16 protein-coding genes are annotated in these 17,644 nt (G+C 43.9%); 6 read left to right on the top strand and 10 right to left on the bottom strand.

Annotated features, from left to right (window positions below; all coding sequences use genetic code 11):
• Positions 1-20 precede the first annotated feature (20 nt).
• Together yihA and IC612_RS06850 are read left to right on the top strand one after the other, a co-directional pair.
• Complete coding sequence (gene yihA / locus IC612_RS06855; RefSeq protein WP_194739439.1) at positions 21-644, top strand: ribosome biogenesis GTP-binding protein YihA/YsxC; 624 nt, start codon at positions 21-23, stop codon at positions 642-644.
• Positions 637-1,083: a GNAT family N-acetyltransferase gene (locus IC612_RS06850; RefSeq protein ID WP_194739438.1), complete on the top strand. Its 447-nt coding sequence runs from the start codon at positions 637-639 to the stop codon at positions 1,081-1,083. The genes yihA and IC612_RS06850 overlap by 8 nt, the downstream gene beginning before the upstream one ends.
• Here the strand turns inward: IC612_RS06850 and msrA are convergent.
• The 5 genes from msrA to IC612_RS06825 all read right to left on the bottom strand — a co-directional run bounded on the left by msrA (position 1,080) and on the right by IC612_RS06825 (position 7,364).
• Positions 1,080-1,640: a peptide-methionine (S)-S-oxide reductase MsrA gene (msrA, locus tag IC612_RS06845; RefSeq protein ID WP_194739437.1), complete on the bottom strand. Its 561-nt coding sequence runs from the start codon at positions 1,638-1,640 to the stop codon at positions 1,080-1,082. The two genes, IC612_RS06850 and msrA, sit on opposite strands and share 4 nt — an antisense overlap.
• 24 nt (positions 1,641-1,664) lie before the next feature.
• The gene (locus IC612_RS06840; protein ID WP_194739436.1) at positions 1,665-2,636 is read right to left on the bottom strand and encodes an ROK family protein; all 972 of its coding nucleotides are present in this window, start codon (positions 2,634-2,636) and stop codon (positions 1,665-1,667) included.
• Positions 2,637-2,786: 150 nt separating this feature from the next.
• Positions 2,787-5,858: a preprotein translocase subunit SecA gene (secA, locus tag IC612_RS06835; protein WP_194739435.1), complete on the bottom strand. Its 3,072-nt coding sequence runs from the start codon at positions 5,856-5,858 to the stop codon at positions 2,787-2,789.
• A 107-nt stretch (positions 5,859-5,965) separates the two neighbouring features.
• Positions 5,966-6,187 carry a DUF2795 domain-containing protein gene (locus tag IC612_RS06830; RefSeq protein ID WP_002662059.1) on the bottom strand — a complete coding sequence of 74 codons (222 nt, stop codon included), beginning with the start codon at positions 6,185-6,187 and terminating at the stop codon, positions 5,966-5,968.
• Between the two features lie 130 nt (positions 6,188-6,317).
• The gene (locus tag IC612_RS06825; protein ID WP_194739434.1) at positions 6,318-7,364 is read right to left on the bottom strand and encodes a GDP-mannose 4,6-dehydratase; all 1,047 of its coding nucleotides are present in this window, start codon (positions 7,362-7,364) and stop codon (positions 6,318-6,320) included.
• Between the two features lie 77 nt (positions 7,365-7,441).
• On the opposite strand from IC612_RS06825, the gene IC612_RS06820 reads away from it, so the two are divergent.
• Positions 7,442-8,233, top strand: coding sequence for a DUF2797 domain-containing protein (locus tag IC612_RS06820; RefSeq protein ID WP_194739433.1), 792 nt, complete (start codon positions 7,442-7,444; stop codon positions 8,231-8,233).
• A gap of 86 nt (positions 8,234-8,319) precedes the next feature.
• The gene (locus IC612_RS06815; RefSeq protein WP_194739432.1) at positions 8,320-10,926 is read left to right on the top strand and encodes a hypothetical protein; all 2,607 of its coding nucleotides are present in this window, start codon (positions 8,320-8,322) and stop codon (positions 10,924-10,926) included.
• A gap of 18 nt (positions 10,927-10,944) precedes the next feature.
• On the opposite strand, the gene IC612_RS06810 is transcribed toward IC612_RS06815, so the two are convergent.
• Positions 10,945-11,292, bottom strand: a complete 348-nt coding sequence (locus IC612_RS06810) for a hypothetical protein (RefSeq protein ID WP_194739431.1) — start codon at positions 11,290-11,292, stop codon at positions 10,945-10,947.
• 147 nt (positions 11,293-11,439) lie between these two features.
• Positions 11,440-13,500, bottom strand: a complete 2,061-nt coding sequence (locus IC612_RS06805) for a prolyl oligopeptidase family serine peptidase (RefSeq protein WP_407676051.1) — start codon at positions 13,498-13,500, stop codon at positions 11,440-11,442.
• A 155-nt stretch (positions 13,501-13,655) separates the two neighbouring features.
• Here IC612_RS06805 and IC612_RS06800 point away from each other — a divergent pair, with 155 nt between their 5' ends.
• Together IC612_RS06800 and mnmA are read left to right on the top strand one after the other, a co-directional pair.
• Positions 13,656-13,850, top strand: coding sequence for a hypothetical protein (locus tag IC612_RS06800; protein ID WP_194739429.1), 195 nt, complete (start codon positions 13,656-13,658; stop codon positions 13,848-13,850).
• Between the two features lie 96 nt (positions 13,851-13,946).
• Positions 13,947-15,134 carry a tRNA 2-thiouridine(34) synthase MnmA gene (gene mnmA / locus IC612_RS06795; protein WP_194739428.1) on the top strand — a complete coding sequence of 396 codons (1,188 nt, stop codon included), beginning with the start codon at positions 13,947-13,949 and terminating at the stop codon, positions 15,132-15,134.
• Here the strand turns inward: mnmA and IC612_RS06790 are convergent.
• The 3 genes from IC612_RS06790 to IC612_RS06780 are packed head-to-tail and all read right to left on the bottom strand — an operon-like array spanning position 15,131 to position 17,530.
• Complete coding sequence (locus tag IC612_RS06790; protein WP_228512914.1) at positions 15,131-15,904, bottom strand: LytR/AlgR family response regulator transcription factor; 774 nt, start codon at positions 15,902-15,904, stop codon at positions 15,131-15,133. The two genes, mnmA and IC612_RS06790, sit on opposite strands and share 4 nt — an antisense overlap.
• A complete protein-coding gene (locus tag IC612_RS06785) occupies positions 15,855-16,184 on the bottom strand; it encodes a 2TM domain-containing protein (protein WP_194739427.1) in 330 nt (109 codons plus the stop codon). The genes IC612_RS06790 and IC612_RS06785 overlap by 50 nt, the downstream gene beginning before the upstream one ends.
• Entirely contained in the window at positions 16,184-17,530 is a 1,347-nt protein-coding gene (locus IC612_RS06780) for a 2TM domain-containing protein (protein ID WP_194739426.1), read from the bottom strand. The genes IC612_RS06785 and IC612_RS06780 overlap by 1 nt, the downstream gene beginning before the upstream one ends.
• Positions 17,531-17,644 lie beyond the last annotated feature (114 nt).

Raw genomic sequence — 17,644 nt, 5'->3', positions numbered from 1 at the left:
ATTTTTTTTTACACAGTACTATGATAATTAAAACTGCAGAATTCCTTAAGAGTTCACAACGATGGCAGGACTGCCCTGAGGGAAATCTGCCTGAGTACGCATTCATTGGCCGTTCCAATGTGGGAAAGTCTTCTCTTATAAATGCGATGATGAACCGGAAAGACCTGGCGAAAACCTCACAGACGCCTGGGAAAACCCAGCTGATCAACCACTTCCTGGTCAATGAAGAGTGGTACCTAACCGATCTACCAGGGTACGGATATGCAAAGGTCTCTAAAGTACAGCGCAAGGAGTTTGAAAAACTGATAACCAATTATATTCTCAACCGCAAAAACCTTGTGAATCTGTTCATCTTGGTGGATTCTCGTCACGAACCGCAGAAGATAGACCTGGAGTTCATGGAATGGTGCGGAGAAAGTGCCATTCCGTTCACTATAGTTCTGACCAAAACCGATAAATTAAAACCTGGGGCTGCGCAAAGAAATCTACAGGCCTACCAAACCAAGCTGCTTGAATACTGGGAAGATTTACCCCAAATGATTCTTACCTCCGCAGAAAAGAAGACCGGTTGCGCGCAAATCTTAGATATAATCAGTGAGACTAATGCCATGCTCAAAAAAAGCAATGTACAATTCAATGAATAACGTGCAGTGGTTCAATAAGTCCTTTGAAGAACTTACTACTACAGAACTCTATGGTTTACTGCGCTCCAGAGTGGATGTGTTTGTTGTAGAACAACACTGTCCGTACCCCGAGCTGGATCAATGGGATCAGAAAGCTACCCATCTGTGGGCAGAAAAGCAGGGACACATTGCAGCGTACTGCCGGCTGTTTGCACCCGGCGTACGTTTTGAAAATGCCTCTATAGGACGCGTCTTGACAACTACGCCTTTCCGAAGGCAGGAGCTGGGAAAACAATTAATGACCCGCGCTTTGGAAATTCTGGACTCTGCGTATCCTGGCCATAAAGTACAGATTTCCGCTCAGGATTACCTCTTAGAATTTTACTCCCGTTTGGGATTCGTCTCCACCGGAAAGCAGTACCTAGAAGACGGGATCCCCCACTCGGAGATGATCCGTTAACCCTGTTCTTTTAAGTAGTTCTTCTCGCCAAAATACGTTTTGAATTTCTGTATTTTGGGTCCTACCACTGCACTGCAATACGGTGTATTGGGATTGACATGGTAATAACCTTGATGGTATGTTTCCGCGGGATAGAAAACGCTAAACGGCGCCAACTCGGTTACGTAGTCCCCTTGCCAACGGCCTGAATTTTTTGACACGGAAATCGCCTCCAATGCCTCTTCCAATTCCTCAGGGCTCTGGTAAAAAATAACCGAACGGTACTGTGTTCCTACATCCTCCCCCTGACGGTTGAGCTGCGTAGGGTCGTGCAGAAAGAAAAATACTTCCATTAGTTGCGAGTAAGAAATCTGGGAAGGATCATAGGTTATTTTCACTACTTCGGCATGGTTGGTGGTACCGGTACATACTTCTTCGTACGTGGGGTTTTCGGTGGTTCCCCCAGAATATCCGCTCACGGCACTGACCACGCCCTTGAGCATATTAAAGCAGCTTTCCACGCACCAGAAGCAGCCTCCTCCAAATACTACTGTTTTATAATTTGTTTGTTGTTCCATTTCTATAACTCTCTATCTATATAATTACATATTCTCCCAGACCAAAGCGCTGGCTCCTAATATGGCCGCATCCGCTTCGTCCAGTTCACTGAAGACCAGTTTGACTTTTCCTCTAAAGATAGGCAATAGATTGCGCTCCATATGAAGTCGCGTAGGTTTTAATATAAAATCTCCTGCCTTTATAACGCCTCCAAAGAGCAAGATGGCCTGCGGAGAAGAAAACATTACAAAATTAGCAAGCGCTTCCCCTAATTTCTGACCCGTATATCGGAATACTTCAATGGCGGTAGGATCTCCCTCCAAGGCGCAGACATGTACCGTTCGGGAATTAATCTCGTCTTCATTGTAGCGGTTCAGCAAAGATTCAGGAAATTCTGCGCGCATTTTTCGTGCAGTGATGGCAATTCCGGTAGCCGAGGCATACGCCTCTAGGCTTCCTTCCGAGCCAGTGCTCCAGTGCTTTCTACCGTTAGGTTTTACTATGGTGTGTCCCAGTTCCCCAGCAAAGCCATCGTGTCCGTACACCAGGTTTCCCCCGCAGACGATACCGCTTCCCACACCGGTTCCAAGTGTCACCATAATAAAGTCTTTCATTCCCCGGGCCGCTCCGTACATCATTTCTCCCAAGGCTGCTGCGTTTGCGTCGTTAGTCATCTTACAAGGATACCCAAACTTCTCCGACATGAGCTTAGCAAAGGGAACTACGCCCTTCCATTTTAAATTCGGGGCATGCTCAATCGTGCCATTATAATAGTTCGCATTGGGTGCTCCTACGCCGATACCTTCCAAGACTTTATCCTGGCAGTGCTGTTGAATGAGAGGATGGATATTATCGTATAGCTCCTGGATAAAGTCCTCCACCACTTCGAACTTCTCGGTTCGTATTTTTCCTTTGGAAAGAATCTCACCCCGGTGGTTTACCAAACCGTATTTTGTATTGGTTCCTCCTATATCAATTCCTAAAGCTACCTGTTTGGATAAGTCTATTAACGCCATATGTACATATTGAAACCATAAATTTAATAAAAAATAAGTAGCCTGATTATTGTATAGGGACCATAAACCCATTATGTGATTATTTTCATATAGAAATGCCCCAGAAAACCGGGGCATTTACAAACAAAATAGGTATTTCTTCAGGGTTCCTTACGTGGGAATATCTCCTTTGTACAAGAACGAAATCGTCTCTCTGTTGATTTTTTCTACCATTTCGGTAAAAAGATGGAAGGATTCCTGCTTGTAGATTACGAGGGGGTCTTTCTGCTCATAGACCGCTCCTTGAGAAGATTTTCTTAAATCGTCCATTTCCCGAAGATGCAGTTTCCAGTTTTCATCAATAATGGAAAGAGTGATGTTCTTTTCAAAGTCATCCACCAGACTCTGGCATTTTGTATCATTGGCTTTTTCCAGATCTGTTACAACCGTAATGGTTTTATGGGAATCGGTGAACGGCACCTGAATCATTTTGAACATAGAACCTTGGTTCTTGTATACGTTCTCAATGATTGGAAAAGCCTTTTCTTTCATAAGCTGCAGACGGTTCTGGTAATCCTTCTCCGCTGCTTCGTACACAATCTTGGTTAATTCGGCTACGGTCTTGGATTTAAATTCCGATTCGGAGACCGGAGACTCCATGGTGAAATTCTTTATAATATCGAATTCAAATTCCTTGAAGTCGTTGGTTACTTTCCCCTGGTTTACAATGCTGAAGGACACATCGTAGATCATATTGGAAATATCAAATTTCAAATGGTCCCCAAAGAGTGCATTCCTCCTTTTTTTGTAGATAACATCCCTCTGCTTGTTCATTACATCGTCATACTCCAAAAGCCTTTTACGGATTCCAAAGTTGTTTTCCTCCACCTTCTTCTGCGCGCGTTCAATGGATTTGGTAATCATTGAATGCTGAATTACTTCTCCTTCCTTGTGGCCCATACGGTCCATCATTTTTGCGATTCTTTCCGAACCGAAAAGACGCATAAGATTGTCTTCCAAGGATACGTAAAACTGGGAACTTCCCGGGTCACCCTGGCGGCCTGCTCTACCGCGAAGCTGCCTGTCAACACGGCGCGAATCATGGCGCTCTGTTCCTATGATGGCCAGTCCACCTGCTTCCTTGACTCCTTCACGAAGTTTAATGTCGGTACCTCTACCGGCCATATTGGTTGCGATCGTTACCTGTCCAGGACGTCCGGCTTCTGCTACAATTTCCGCTTCCTTCTTATGCATTTTAGCATTGAGCACCTGGTGGTTGATTTTGCGTAGTTGTAGGGCTCGGGAGAGAAGCTGGGATATTTCCACTGAAGTGGTTCCTACCAGAACCGGTCTTCCAGCCGCAGTAAGTTTCTCGATTTCTTCTATTACCGCATTGTACTTTTCACGGTTGGTTTTAAATACCAGATCCTGTTTGTCTATACGCTGGATAGGACGGTTTGTAGGAATCACCACTACATCCAATTTATATATCTCCCAAAGTTCACCCGCCTCGGTCTCGGCCGTTCCGGTCATACCGGCGAGCTTATTGTACATACGGAAGTAGTTCTGTAGTGTAATGGTGGCGAATGTTTGGGTAGCGGCCTCAATGCGCACATTCTCTTTTGCTTCGATGGCCTGGTGCAGTCCGTCTGAGTAGCGTCTCCCCTCCATAATCCTTCCGGTCTGCTCGTCCACGATCTTCACTTCCCCTTCAATTACTACGTACTGATCGTCCTTCTCAAATAGGGAATACGCTTTAAGAAGCTGGCTAAGGGTATGAACACGTTCGGATTTTTCAGCAAACTTGCGGAAAAGTTCTTCTTTGGCCGCAAATTCCTGTTCTTTTTCCAGGTTTTTTGCCTCCAGTTCTGCAATTTCAGTACCTATATCCTGAAGCACAAAGAAATCTTTGTCTTCCATACCGGCAGACATATATTCCACTCCTTTATCGGTCAGATCAATCTGGTTGTTCTTCTCGTCGATGACGAAATAAAGATCCTTATCGACCTTGGGCATATCCCGGTTGTTGTCCTGCATATACTGCGCCTCCACTTTTTGCAGTAACGCTTTATTACCAGTCTCGGAAAGGAATTTAATCAGAGGGCGCGACTTGGGCAGTCCTCTAAATGCTTGAAGAAGTTTAAATCCTCCTTCCTTGGTGTTACCTGCAGCTATGAGTTTCTTTGCTTCGTTGAAAATATGGGTTACCGTCTTTTTCTGTACTTCCACAATTCGATCCACGGCCGGCTTCAGAACGTCGTACTCCTGACGGTCTCCTTGGGGCACAGGACCTGAAATGATCAGCGGCGTTCGGGCATCATCTACAAGGACGGAGTCCACCTCATCGACAATTGCAAAATTCAGCTCCCGCTGCACAAGCTCTGCAGGCGATGTAACCATGTTGTCACGCAGGTAATCGAAACCGAACTCGTTATTGGTTCCGTAGGTGATATCCGAATTGTACGCTTTTCTACGCCCATCGGTATTAGGCTGGTGGTTGTCTATACAGTCAATGGAAAGTTCATGAAACTGATACAGAGGACCCATCCAAGCAGAGTCTCTCTTGGCTAGGTAATCGTTAACGGTCACCACATGCACTCCTCTTCCAGGCAGTGCGTTAAGGTATATAGGTAAGGTTCCTACGAGGGTCTTTCCTTCTCCGGTGGCCATCTCGGCTATCTTCCCACTGTGGAGCACTACCCCACCTATAAACTGTACATCGTAGTGTACCATGTCCCACACAATATCGGAGCCGTGTGCATTCCAACGGTTTTTCCAAACAGCAACATCTCCGTCAATAGTGACAAAATCTTTGGAAGCGGCCAGCTCTCTGTCCCATTCCGTGGCCTGTACCCGGATTTCTCCGTTCTGGGCCCATCTACGTGCCGTTTCTTTTATCAATGCAAATGCTTCGGGAAGAATCTCAGCAAGCACTTTCTCCTCCACCTCATAGGCTTCTTTCTTCAGGGTTTCCACCTGTGTGAACAGCGCTTCCTTCTCATCTACATTGGTGCTTGACTTGATTGTTTCTTTAAGCTGATCAATTTGATCGGTGATGGATTTGGTAGCGTCTTTGATTTTAGATTTGAATGCTCTTGTCTTTTCACGCAGAGCATCGTCGCTCAGTTCCCCGATTTGCGGTTCCACTGCTTTAATTCTCCCAACAACTTTTTTTACTTCCTTTAGGTCTTTGGCATTTTTATCTCCAAGAAAACCCTTTAGGACCTGATCTAAAAAACTCATAAATAATTAATTTTAATCCCTTTAACTCACGTAAAAGGAAACGCACATATGGTGTGCATCGTATATGTAAAAAAGCTTTAAGCGTTTTGCCTAAAGCCTGGTAGGTGTTAATATTCGTCCTCGTTCCAGAGGAAATCTTCATCGGTTGGATAGTCGCTCCATACTTCCTCAATGGATTCGTAAATTTCTCCTTCGTCTTCAATAGCTTGAAGGTTCTCCACCACTTCCATCGGCGCGCCGGTCCTGATGGCGTAGTCTATCAGTTCGGCTTTTGTCATCGGCCAAGGTGCATCACTTAAATAGGAGGCTAATTCTAATGTCCAATACATATCTTTCGGTGTTATTTAATTTTTGCAAAAGTAAAAAAATAGATGATAAGTAATACTTTTTTATATCTGATTTTCAATCTTTTTCAGACGCCAGCCATTTCGTTTTCACTACATGCGAAATAGGATCTGTTTAATTATCCTGCGGGACTTGGCCTGATTTTTTCAAAAACCATTCCACAAAAATTTTTATGCCATTTTGGAACTTGGTACCCGGGGCATACTTTAAAATCCTCTTGGCTTTCGAGATGTCCGCATTGGTACGGTTGACATCCCCTTTAGGGATTGGTAAAGGAAGCGTCTCTGCACTCTGTCCGAGGGCGCTTTCAATGCTCGAGAGCATTTCTTTTAGCGATACCGTATGGCTCTCCCCCAGATTGATGATTTCAAATACGTGTTTTTCCTGCGCAATATAATCCAGGGCTTTGAGAATACCCTCAATGATGTCCTCTATGTAGGTATAATCCCTACTGGTTGTCCCGTCACCGTAAAAAGGTACAGGGGCACCTCTGTGTATCAGTGAAGTAAATTTATGAATGGCTAAGTCCGGACGTTGGCGGGGCCCATAGACGGTAAAAAAACGCAGATGAATCATGGACATTCCGTAAAGTTTATAATACACATGGCTTAGAATTTCTCCGCTTTTCTTGGTGGCTGCATACGGGGAAATGGGCGTATCTACATTGTCGAATTCACTGAAGGGCACTTTCTGGTTATTGCCGTATACGCTCGAGGAGGATGCGTTCACAACCTTCGAGACGCCATATTCTTTACACAGCTCCCAGAGATTTAGCGATCCAATGATGTTGGTATGTGCATAGGAAATAGGATCTTCAATGGAAGGACGTACACCGGCAAGAGCCGCCAAATGTACCACGATGTCAATGGGGTGGTTTTTAAAAACGTGCGAAAGTTCCTCCTTGTTTCTAATATCACAGGTGTAGAGCTGGTACCGCTCGGAGTTAACATGCCCCTTCAAAGCGCTGAGATCTTCTGTTTTATTCTTAAAGGAAAACTCTGCAGATTCTCCTAAGGATTCGAGCGTATTGGAAATTTTTATTTTATAATCGTAGTAGTCATCAAAGTTGTCCACATTAATGACATTATGTCCCATATTTAAAAGCCGCTCAATAAGATGGGATCCTATAAAACCGCTACCTCCGGTAACCAGATAGGTCATGTGTTAGATTTTATGCAAAGTTATAAATAACTCTGCTAAGTCAATTTTCCTTATTTTTACGCCAAACTACCTAGCGCATGACCTTTGAAGGTGTCCTAAAAAAAATGAGCACGCATCTGGAGCGTCCCATCCAATACTACTTACGTCTCGGAGGGGATCTTATACACTGCAACGCACTCATTGGACGCCAGATCCAGATCAAACACACCGGCTACCAATGCTTAGAATGTGGGAATGATGAGAAGATATTCAGGATGGGTTTTTGTAAAAATTGTTTTTTCTCAAGCCCGTACGCCAGCGGTACTATCATTCGGCCTGAACTCTCCAGGGCGCATCTGGGACAGCAAGAGCGAAACCTAGAGGTAGAACAGCAGATTCAGCTCGTACCCCATACGGTATATTTAGCATACAGCGGCGAAGTTAAGGTGGGTGTCACCAGAAGTGCACAGATTCCCACCCGTTGGATTGATCAGGGCGCCACCTTTGCGGTGGCCATTGCCCAGACCGAGAACCGCTACGAGGCTGGAATGATTGAAGTGGCGTTGAAGCAGAAACTTTCCGACCGGACCAACTACAAGAAAATGCTCCTGGAGGAATACGAAAGCAGCGTAGACTTGGAGAATTTCCGGACCGAGTCGCAGCATCTGTTCCCTGAGGAATTTTCCCGTTTCTTTAACAACGAGCAGCCCGTTGTTTCCCTGGATTACCCTTATACAGCTCCTGCACGGATACATACTCTATCCTTGGAGAAGGATGCACACTACAATGGAAAATTACTGGGCATCAAAGGTCAGTATTTTGTATTTGAAGACGGAACGGCCCTTAATATTCGTGGACATGAGGGTTTTATAGTGGAATTTACTCTCTGAAAAATATTGTAATACTAGTACCGATTCCTATAAGAAACTAAAGGTTTGCGCAAGTATCTTTGCACAAGACCGCAACAGGGCTCTATATGGTACAGAAATCCACGTTTCGAAAAATTGGAATTGCAATCTTGGCACTGGTCGTTGCCCTGGTTGCAGTGCAATTGGGGTTCAATTACTACCTGTACAAAAGAATTCCTCAGTTGGTCAGCACCAACACCGACTACCAGGTATCTTATAAAAATCTTGACGTAGGCGTTCTTACCGGACGCATAAAAGCCTCCGATGTGGAGATTCGAACCAAATCGCCTGACAACCCCAACGTACTTCGGGTGGAGGGAACCATTGATTCAATGAATGTTAGCCAGATTGGACTTATTGACGCTGTACTACGAAACGATTTAAATGCAGCCAATATCACGCTTCACCGTGCTACGCTGCTTTTACGGCTGAACAAACCGTTGGAGAAGCAGCAGGGAAAAAAGCGAAAGCCTGCTCGTTTCAGTAAAATAGCCCTTGTGGACAGTAATATCAAAGTTTTAAGGGATGATGCCTCGGATATGGTTGCAATTGAAGAGCTAAATCTGGAACTTTACAATCTGCAGCTGTCGGAAAAAGACGTGGAAGATAAACTGCCTATTGCTTTTGACCGCTACTCCATTTCGGGAAAAAAATTCTCCTTTCTTACCGACTCAAAGTACCGAATCACTATAGATGAAATTACCTCCAAAGCCAAAAACATGGTTTTAAAGAACTTTCATCTCAAATCAGAAATACCTTTCCTAAAATACAAGGCGCGCTATCCCACCTCTCAGAATTATTTCTCATTCTCGATTCCGCATTTTGAATTTCAGGAGCTCCTCCTTAAAGACCGACGCATTGCCCTGGAAAATGTTCTTCTTGAAAATCCTTCTCTGAAGGTTCATTCCACTGGCGCGCAGCGCAGTAAAAATACAAGTCCTTTTCTCTTTGACATTAATCTCAAAAACCTCGATGTAAAAAATGCAAAAGTTGATTTCTTTACCCCTAAAGGAGTCAAAATAGCAAACGCCGGGTCGCTTGATGTAAATATCAGCGAATTAGAACTGAACCAGGAAAGCCAAAAAGGAAATCTCCCTATAGATTACAAAGATTTTCGCATTGAGGGATCGCAAGTACAATATGCCACTTCTACGCAAAGCCTGTCAGCAGCAGCAATGGAGTTCACTCCCGCGCAGCTGCTGCTGCGCAGTCCCACCTACAAAAGCACATCGGGGTCTCGTGCAGACCTCCAGGCGCAGGAAGTGCTCCTTACATTCAAGAGTTTCCTGGGGAATAAGGAGGACTTTGATCTAGAGGGCACAAACTTGGGCGTGAAAGGGTTACGCGGCAAAATACAACTTGATAAAAGCAACGCGCAATCAAAAGCATACAAGCCTATTGCAGCGCGGCTCTCTCAGGTTCAAATCAATGCACCTGCCCTAACAGTAGTTAATTCCCAGGGTAAAACTTTCGATTTTAAAAATATTGATATTCGTGGCAATGGTATCGATTTGAGCCAACCGTCACAGCGAGGTGTACTGCCTTTTAAATACGGGCAGTCCCAGCTTAGTTTTTCAAGCCTACGCACCGTTTTAGACCGGAACTATACACTTTCTTTAGGTTCTACGCGAATGGACGGAAATCTATTGGCTTCCCAAAAGATACAACTTCTGCCCCGCCGCTCCAGAGCAGCATTTGTAGCGTCACTTCCCAAAGAAAAAGATCTGTATTCGCTATCCTTGGACCGATTGCAAGTCAATGGAATAATGGATTTGTGGGAGAACCGAAAGGTCTGGAATATTGAGAAGGTAACCCTTACGGGGCTTCGAGCGAGTATATTTCGAAGCAAGGTCCCACCGGATGATACCCAACACAAACCCTTGTACTCGGCTCTTTTGCGCTCAATCAAACAGCCCCTTACTATCGGCAGCCTATCCATTGGCAATTCGCATCTTACCTACGAAGAAGACACCAGAAAAAGTGAAGGCCCCGGTAAGCTCGTATTTGGCGCATTTAATCTAGAGGCATCCAACGTGCACACTGCGCATAGAAAGAGTGGCACCCAAATACCGATAGAAATTAATGCGCGATTTATGGATGTTTCTCCTATCGACATTAAATGGAATCTTGATACGGGTTCACCGACTGATCAGTTTTCTATTAGCGGCAATATATGGAGTCTTCCTGCAGCCTCACTCAATGCGTTTGTGGAGCCGTACCTAAAGATTCAGACCACAGGGCAAATCAACCATATTCGATTTAATTATACGGGGAATCAAAAACTGCTAAGTGGAAACTTCGCCATGAAGCATAAGGACTTGAAGGTGAGTATTCTAAACCAAGAGGGCGATAAAAACAAGCTTCTAAGCGCTGCAGCAAACCTGTTGGTAAAATCCAACAGCGGCAGTTTTCCGGCCACTGTAACCGTTGAAAATGTGGAGAGAGATCCGACCAAATCGTTTTTTAATTTTTTCTGGCTTGGGATGCAGGAGGGTCTAAAGAAAACCCTCATTGGAGCAAATGCAGATAAAACGCAGCAACGGGTGGAAAGCACGTTAAATAAAACAAAAGAAATTTCAGAAAATATAAAAGAAATCCGCACGGGAAGTTCCCCGGCGGATTCCGCTCAATCCCCTTCCAAAAAGGGGTTATTTAAAATTCGGCGAAAGCAATAACTGCTCCCAAACTAATCCTTACGTATCAAAATTCAGGGATTCGTCCTCCTCCACGGGAATTTCACGGATAAAATTATCAAAGCTCTCTCCGTCGTAATTACTGTCTGCGCCGTAGGAATCTATAATCATTCCTTTAGATCCGTTTTTATCTTCCGCAACATAAAGCACTGCATTGTCGTCCGGATTACTGTCTCCTTCAAATCGATAAGAACGCAGTATAGTCAAATCCTGTGGGTGGTACGTTGCCTCCTGATCCCTAAGATGCATCTGTCCTTGTTCGTTCATTATAAACTCATTGGTAATCCCCTTTTGTGCCAGCTTGGTCATTACTTGACTAAGCGTAAGCATAGGTTTTGGTTTTTCCATAATACTATTTTTTTGGTTGCATGATACCATACAAAATGCGTGCAATAGAAGAAAAGCCCTGCTACATAATTTCTACCTGGAAAAAAAAACAATATAAAAGCCTTTTACAGCGGTGTGTAAAAGGCTATTCTATTTTAAATACTTTTTTTAATTCAATGTTTTAATACCCATTTCCCAAAGTGTAAAACTTAGTTTGTCCGCATTTTCATTAATCATCTGTTCGGTGGACTTTCCTGCTCCATGCCCCCCTTTGGTCTCAATACGAAGCAAGATAGGGTTCTGGCATTTCTGTTTGTCCTGGAGTTCCGCGCCGAATTTAAACGAATGCGCTGGCACCACTCTATCGTCGTGGTCCCCAGTGGTAATCATAGTAGAGGGATAACAGACCCCTTCACGCACATTATGCAATGGAGAATAGGAGAGCAGGTATTCAAACATTTCCTTGCTGTCCTCAGCCGTTCCGTAATCGTAGGCCCAGCCCGCCCCTGCAGTAAACTTATTATAACGCAACATATCGAGAACTCCTACCGCCGGTAGAGCCACCTTAGCTAAATCCGGACGCATTGTCATGGTTGCCCCTACAAGCAGTCCTCCGTTTGAGCCTCCCGAAAGGGCCAAATAGTCCTTAGAAGTATACCCGTTAGATTGTAGGTACTCCGCGGCAGCAATAAAGTCTTCAAAAACGTTTTTCTTTTCCAGTTTGGTTCCTGCATCGTGCCATTTTTTGCCATACTCCCCTCCTCCTCTAATGTTAGGAACTGCATAAATTCCACCGTTTTCCATCCATACTGCGTTCACGACAGAGAATCCTGGAGTGAGGCTAATATTGAAACCACCATAGGAATAAAGAATGGTAGGATTCTTACCGTCCATTTTAAGACCCTTCTTGTGCGAAATAATCATCGGCACTTTTGTGCCGTCTTTACTAGTATAAAAAACTTGCTTGGAGACGTAGTCTTCCGGTGAAAACTTCACATTAGGTTTGTAATAAACCTGGGAGGAACCTGTTTTTGTATCGAACTTGTACGTAGTTCCTGGCATGATGTAGTTTCCAAAGGAATAGTACAGGGTGCTTTCTGATTCCTTCCCTGAAAAACCACCGGCCGTTCCCTTGCCAGGGAGCTGGATTTCACGAATGAGTTTTCCGTCATAGTCCATTTGCAGTACCTGTGAAACGGCATCCTTCATATACTTGGCAAATAAGTAGCCGCCCCCTGTGGAAACAGACAGTACATTTTGCGTTTCTGGTACTACGTCCACCCATGAAGATAGGTCATTGATTGTAGTTTTAACTAATTTTCGGTTTGGGGCATCCTTATCGGTAAGCAAATAAAGAACATCGCCTTTTGAGTCCACAAAATCCGTATTTACATTAAAGCCTGTTTGTACCGGACGAAAATCACCTCCATTCTTCAGATCTTTAATATAGAGTTCATTACCGTTTGTTGCATTCGCAGCACTTAAAATTAAATACCTTTCATCGTCCGAAACACCTACATTCATATAGCGGCGCTTGAAATTATCTCCCCCTATAATAAGTTGGTCCTCGGATTGTTTGGTGCCGAGTTTATGAAAATACACTTTATGGGTGTCGGTTTTAGCGGAAAGAGCACTGCCATCCGGTTTATCGTAACTCGAGTAGAAGAAACCTTCATCACCCAGCCAGGATATTCCACTAAACTTTACGTTTTCAATGGTAGTGTCCAGCTGTTTCTTTGTAACGGCATCAATAATGATCACTTTATTCCAGTCGCTGCCCCCTTCGGATATGGAATAGGCTGCCAATGTTCCTTTTTTGTTAAAGGAAAGACCTGCAAGGGATGTGGTTCCGTCCAGTGAAAATTTATTGGGGTCGAGGAAAACCTCGGTAGCGCCACCAGCATCTGTGCGGTAAATTACCGACTGCGCCTGCAGTCCATCATTTTTTGAATAGTAGGTATAATTTCCTTCCTTGAAAGGTGCTCCCACGCGCTCGTAATTCCAGATCTCTTTAAGCTGATTGTTTAGGGTCGCGCGAAAAGGTATATTCTCCAGATAATTTTCAGTAAAAGCCACCTGGGATTTAACCCATTCTTTGGTGTCCTGCGCCATATCGTCCTCCAGCCATCGGTACGGATCTTCTACGGAAGTACCGAAATACGTGTCGGATTGGGACACTTTTTTAGTTTGCGGATACTCGTGCATAGTTTTTTGCGTTTGGCAAGCCATCAGGGTCAGAGCGGCCACTGAAAGGGTTGCAATGGTACTTTTCATATCTTTATTTTAAGCATTATGACCAAAAATAGGCATTTTTAACAAAAGATTATTCTTTGAACTTCGAAAAGGGTATGCGATTTGTTTAATTTAGCTTAGAAGTACAGTATATGAAAAAAGAAAAAGAAATTTTATTATCCACTGCGCTAGGACTGTGTATGGTGCTGGGGGCAGTAGCCATTAGTAGGTTATTTCAACAAGAGAGCGGATCGGATTTTGATGAGGAAGATCTGCACCGCAATTATGCCACAGAAGAGTATATTGAGGAAGACAACCACGGAATCGAATACTATTCTTTACTGTAAAACAATTGATTAAGCAAATAACGCGTATAAATACCCTCGATTATCAGAGGGTATTTTTACGTTGTATTTAGTCGTAAATTTGAACAAAATTTAGAAATGAGAGTAGTTGTTGGATTGTCGGGAGGAGTGGATTCTTCGGTTACTGCATACCTTTTAAAGCAGCAGGGGCACGAGGTGATTGGTTTGTTTATGCGCAATTGGAACGATGCTTCTGTGACCTTGGAAGACGAATGCCCTTGGATCGAAGACAGTAACGATGCCCTTCTGGTAGCACAAAAACTGGAGATTCCCTTTCATGTGATCGATATGAGCGAGCTCTATAAGGAACGTATCGTAGATTATATGTTTTCCGAGTACCAGAAAGGCCGTACCCCTAACCCGGACGTACTCTGTAACCGCGAAGTTAAGTTCGATGTGTTTTTGGATACCGCTTTATCACTGGGTGCGGATAAGGTCGCTACTGGGCACTATGCGCGGGTAAAGGAAATGACGGATTCACAGGGTGAGAAAATCTACCGATTAATGGCCGGGGTGGATTCCAACAAAGACCAAAGCTATTTTCTCTGCCAACTAAACCAGAAGCAGCTTTCTAAGGCTTTATTTCCAATCGGCGAACTAACTAAACCGCAAGTGAGAGAGATTGCTAGGGAGCAAGGTTTGGCTACTGCAGAGAAAAAAGATTCGCAGGGACTTTGTTTCATTGGAAAAGTGAGTCTCCCGGAATTTCTAAAGCAACAGCTTGCACCAAAAGAAGGAAAAATTATTGAGATTTTTGATACTTTTTCGCAGTACCACAAGGAGTTGCCCGAGTTTGCTAGCAAAGAAGAAGAACTGGAGTTTCTTGCATCAAAAATAAAATACAGTTCCTCCGACGGAAAGGAAATTGGTACGCATCAAGGAGCCCATTATTATACCATTGGGCAAAGCAAAGGCCTTGGTATAGGAGGCCATAAAGAGAGCTGCTTCATCATTTCCAGAGATATGGAGTCCAATACTCTGTTTGTGGGAATGGGCAAAGAATTCCCTGGACTTTATCAGAAAGTTATAAAAGTGGTGGATTCCGATGTCCATTGGATCCGCAAGGACCTGCAACTAAAAATGGGCGAAACCATGGAGGTGCAAGCCCGGATCCGGTACCGCCAACCCCTTGAAAATGCGGTACTGCACCAAACCGAAAAGGGTCTTTATGTCGCATTTGAAAATCCCCAGTCTGCAGTAGCGGAGGGACAGTTTGTTGCTTGGTACCAAGGTGAGGAACTGCTGGGAAGCGGCGTAATCAGTTAGTTCGCTTTCAGCCACTGTTTAAACGGTTTTACCCTTTCCCGGCTTACATTCCAGAGGCGCCCATCTTTACCAGTTAGTTCTACGGCTACGCAGGGAGAAGTATGCACGCGTTTTATGGCGTTGATCTCAATGAGCACCTGGCGGCTGATGCGGAAATAGCAGCTGGGGTTCAATAGCGTTTCGAGCTCCTCCATAGTGTATTCCGTGGCGTAATCCCTTTCCGGGGTTACTGCATAAGTAATTTTATTTTCGGAATAGAATCCAAGAACATTTTGAATGGCCAAAACAATTAGGTGGTGACCGGTTTTTACTGTTAGCCTGCTTAGATACTGTTGGCTGGGTTTTAGCAGATCTTTATAGTTAATGCGCACCTGGGCGGTCTCTGAAAAACGGTACATTCGGAATTTATCCATGGCCTTTTTAAGTTCCTCGTCCACTACCGGCTTAAGAAGGTAGTCTACAGCATTGAGTTTAAAGGCTCTTAGGGTATAGCTGTCGAATGCGGTGGTGAAAATAATAAAGCTCTGTACGTCGCACTGTTCAAATATCTCAAAGGAGACACCATCCCCCAATACAATATCGCTTAAGATAAGATCGGGCATAGAATGGGAGGAAAAATATTCTATACCTTGCCTAACGGAGTGCAGAACGGCAACCACCTCCAGGTCGGAGAATGCCTGCAGATCCCGGACTAGCTTTCGTGCGGCAAGTTTTTCATCCTCAATTACTACGGTCTTTATAGTGCGCGTCTGAAGGGGAAGGTTTTCCATATTTATTAACTATTTTCTGTACCATCCTTTTTTCCCACGCGCTGTTGAAAAATACGTAGGGAATATATACGGCGCATCCGTGCGCCAGTACACCTATGCCCCAGAATAGAATCCCCCAGGAGATCCCAAAGGAGCTATCATCCTTACCTGTAAACCAGTCCATTGCTATAAGACCTACCACTACAGAGAAGTATACAAAGAGATGAATGTAAAATCCCTTTAGTTCCCGTACGGCCTTTTTTGCGCGCGCCCGAGGGTCGTTGTACTTTGAGTGTTGCATTATTTCCAGTTCTCTTTGGTTTCACCATTTTTCTCCATGTACTTTCTTATCTGTTTCTCTTCCCACTCTCTTCCAATGCCAAAGACTTTGAATGCATGGGATACTACTCCTATTCCCCACCCCAACATAGGCCAGAATGCCCACCAGTATGCTGTGGAAGTTTTCCAGTTAACAAAGAAAAGGAAAGGTATAAAAATACAGTAGGAAATTAGATTACCGTAAAAGCCTTTGAGTTCTTCTACTCTTTTGTAAGCTTTTTCATACTCGGTCAGAGGGGACGTGTTGTGTGTCATAACATTTTGTTTTTGCGTTAAAATTGGGATAACAACAGAAAAATACCTGGAATCGTCTGAGATTAGCACTTCTCTGTCTGTAAGTAAATTATATCGTTTTATAATATTTTGTAAGCCTATTCCCGTACCCATTTGCTCCTGGCTCTTACGCTGTATATTATTGCGTACACTCAGCGTGTTACCGCTAATTTCTATGCGTACAATTAAAGGCTCTTCACTGGTGGCCCGATTGTGCTTGATACAGTTTTCCAGTACTAACTGGAGTGAAAGAGGTACGATGTACCCATTCTCAGGCACTGATTGCGGGAATTCAAATTGTACACTATCGTCAAAACGGGTCTGAAGCATTTTGGAATAGAGCTTTGCAAACTCGATTTCTTCAGCCACTGTTGCTAGTTCCTTACTGTTCTGCTCAATAACATAACGGTAGACTTTAGACATGCTCTGGGTAAAACGCTGCGCTGCTGCTTGGTCTTCCTGAATTAAGGAAGTGAGCACATTTAGAGAATTGAACAGGAAGTGCGGGTCAAGTTGATTTTTTAATGACTGTACCTGCGTGGAGGCAGTGGTTGCAATAAATTCCTGCTCGACGACGCTTTGCTCGTAATTTTTGATTAGTTGCTTTTTATAGGCAAAAACCTGTATGAGCGCGGAAAATACTAATGAGGTATTGATTAAGAACCAATGGCTAAGAGCCATACGGCCCGCAAAGAAATTCTCTATGCTTGAGTTTTTAATTACTATAAAGTGAACGTAACTTACAATTAAGACCACTACTGTATTAACAAGTAGAGCCCCTACTATACTATATGCAATGCGACTGTAGTTGCTGCTGCTCCAAGCAAAACGTTTGCTCAAAAACCGATCTAAAAGTATATTGGTAGTGCCCACAAGTAAGACAAAAGGTATGGCCAGCAGGAGACTTACTAAAAACGATTCTACTGAAAGGACCTGATTCACAACTACATCATAGGCTAGGCCGACCACAGCGCTGCTTGCCAATAGGTACGGTAGTGCTTTTTGAAGTTTTTTCTTGGTATGCGACCAGTCCATGTGTGTAATGTTTAGTCAAAAGTATTTCTTCCTGATTTAATTCTGAAAAAAAACTTCCCCAGTGGTGATTTTTCAGTACTGAACTGTAATTTATGTATAGAAATAAGTGGAACT

Source organism: Planobacterium oryzisoli, assembly GCF_015354315.1.
GTDB classification, from domain to species: domain Bacteria; phylum Bacteroidota; class Bacteroidia; order Flavobacteriales; family Weeksellaceae; genus Planobacterium_A; species Planobacterium_A oryzisoli.
Note: the sequence above shows the minus strand (reverse complement) of the source record. Positions and strands in the feature narration are given on the sequence as shown.

Coding starts and splice junctions, on each gene's coding strand:
- IC612_RS06850 (WP_194739438.1), top strand. CDS start 637: ATGAATAACGTGCAGTGGTTCAATAAGTCCTTTGAAGAACTTACTACT.
- yihA (WP_194739439.1), top strand. CDS start 21: ATGATAATTAAAACTGCAGAATTCCTTAAGAGTTCACAACGATGGCAG.
- IC612_RS06815 (WP_194739432.1), top strand. CDS start 8,320: ATGGTACAGAAATCCACGTTTCGAAAAATTGGAATTGCAATCTTGGCA.
- IC612_RS06785 (WP_194739427.1), bottom strand. CDS start 16,184: ATGCAACACTCAAAGTACAACGACCCTCGGGCGCGCGCAAAAAAGGCC.
- secA (WP_194739435.1), bottom strand. CDS start 5,858: ATGAGTTTTTTAGATCAGGTCCTAAAGGGTTTTCTTGGAGATAAAAAT.
- msrA (WP_194739437.1), bottom strand. CDS start 1,640: ATGGAACAACAAACAAATTATAAAACAGTAGTATTTGGAGGAGGCTGC.
- IC612_RS06820 (WP_194739433.1), top strand. CDS start 7,442: ATGACCTTTGAAGGTGTCCTAAAAAAAATGAGCACGCATCTGGAGCGT.
- IC612_RS06840 (WP_194739436.1), bottom strand. CDS start 2,636: ATGGCGTTAATAGACTTATCCAAACAGGTAGCTTTAGGAATTGATATA.
- IC612_RS06805 (WP_407676051.1), bottom strand. CDS start 13,500: ATGGCTTGCCAAACGCAAAAAACTATGCACGAGTATCCGCAAACTAAA.
- IC612_RS06790 (WP_228512914.1), bottom strand. CDS start 15,904: ATGGAAAACCTTCCCCTTCAGACGCGCACTATAAAGACCGTAGTAATT.
- IC612_RS06830 (WP_002662059.1), bottom strand. CDS start 6,187: ATGTATTGGACATTAGAATTAGCCTCCTATTTAAGTGATGCACCTTGG.
- IC612_RS06810 (WP_194739431.1), bottom strand. CDS start 11,292: ATGGAAAAACCAAAACCTATGCTTACGCTTAGTCAAGTAATGACCAAG.
- mnmA (WP_194739428.1), top strand. CDS start 13,947: ATGAGAGTAGTTGTTGGATTGTCGGGAGGAGTGGATTCTTCGGTTACT.
- IC612_RS06825 (WP_194739434.1), bottom strand. CDS start 7,364: ATGACCTATCTGGTTACCGGAGGTAGCGGTTTTATAGGATCCCATCTT.
- IC612_RS06780 (WP_194739426.1), bottom strand. CDS start 17,530: ATGGACTGGTCGCATACCAAGAAAAAACTTCAAAAAGCACTACCGTAC.
- IC612_RS06800 (WP_194739429.1), top strand. CDS start 13,656: ATGAAAAAAGAAAAAGAAATTTTATTATCCACTGCGCTAGGACTGTGT.